This window comes from Hyphomonas oceanitis SCH89 (genome assembly GCF_000685295.1).
GTDB lineage: Bacteria > Pseudomonadota > Alphaproteobacteria > Caulobacterales > Hyphomonadaceae > Hyphomonas > Hyphomonas oceanitis.
The window spans coordinates 1-923 of the sequence record NZ_ARYL01000137.1 but is presented as its reverse complement, the minus strand read 5'-3'; the positions used below and the strand labels follow the sequence as shown (position 1 = coordinate 923).

Genomic DNA, 923 nt, shown 5'->3' with positions numbered 1-923 from the left:
CCGGTCATCGGCTCCGGCCTGGTATGGGTCAGTAGCACGCGCGGCAGTCCGACCGGAAACAGGGTGTGAAGCGTTTCGTCCGTTGCCGTGAAAGCGCGTTCCAGCGGGTCGCGCCCGGCGCGAAACTTGCCAGGCTCCAGGATAAGGGTGACGCAGCATGGCAGGCCGCGATCGGTCAGGCGCCGATGTGCGGCGAGGGCTTCCTGCGCCTGATAGGCGCCGATCGCGACCAGCTGGACACGCGCCGCTGTGACATCTCCGGCAATGTGAATTGCCCCGATATCCAGGGCAGCTGCAGCTTCTTCCTGAGACAGGATATCCGGGACATCTCGTTTCGGTGTCACGAGACAGGCGATTTCGCCTTGTCCGCGATAGACGACGCGCAGGGCCTGCGCAGCGCTGCTTGCGTCGACCGGAAAGATCACACGGGCAGTCTCCGACATTTCACCAAGCAAGGCTTCGGGCAGGGTCGGATCCTGATGGGATTGCTCATTCTTGGCATTCTCCCAGGTATGCGAGGTTGCAATCAGCGGGACGCTGATCCAGCCCGGAGACTGACCAAGCTCTTTCTGGTGGCGGGCAAAGATGATCTCCTGGCGCAGCGCGCCCAGCATCTTCATCGCAAAGGCTTCATAGCTGACGGCAAGATTGAGCCCGCCCTTGTTTCCCAAGACCGCTGCAATTACCGCCTCTTCATTCAGGGCCGTAATGACACTGCCATTGACAGCCTCCGGCGTGTCAGGCTCTGGCGCGTTGACCCTGTGCTTCAGCATTTCAAGCGTTAGCGGCATATGATTTGATCGCAGCTCATCCGGGTTTGCAACGCGGACCCGCAAGCGTGGATTGGCGCGGACAATATCAGTGAAACAGCGGTCGATTGCGTCCATGGCGCAATTCGGGGCAGGGCTGTGCTCTGAAATCGA

The 923-nt window shown here is 60.7% G+C and carries 1 pseudogene; it reads right to left on the bottom strand.

What is annotated here, in order from left to right:
• Positions 1-923: pseudogene (locus tag HOC_RS20600) on the bottom strand (phosphoketolase family protein); the annotation flags it as partial.